Below are 248 nucleotides of genomic sequence, written 5' to 3'. Positions count from 1 at the left end.
AGCCTACTAAGACGAATCCTAAGACACGAAATATGCCGGAGGATGCACCTGAGAAATGGGCGGAATACATTGACTACAACCGCCAGGACGTAGTGGTTGAAAAGGCAATTCGTAAACGCTTACTTTCGCTAAAGCCACCTGCTATGGAGCACGAGTACTGGTTACTCGACCAAGATATCAACTGGCGAGGGGTGAAAGTAGATATGGAGCTCGTCGATGCAGCGCTTGCTTGTAACGACGAAATTGTA

General features: G+C 48.0%; 1 pseudogene. It reads left to right on the top strand.

Going from position 1 to position 248, the window contains the following annotated elements:
* A pseudogene (locus tag ACSV5T_RS10185) lies at positions 1-248 on the top strand (hypothetical protein); the annotation flags it as partial.

This window comes from Veillonella sp. ZSJB6 (assembly GCF_051549505.1).
Taxonomy (GTDB): Bacteria; Bacillota; Negativicutes; order Veillonellales; family Veillonellaceae; genus Veillonella.
This window is presented reverse-complemented; position numbering and strand designations above follow the sequence as displayed.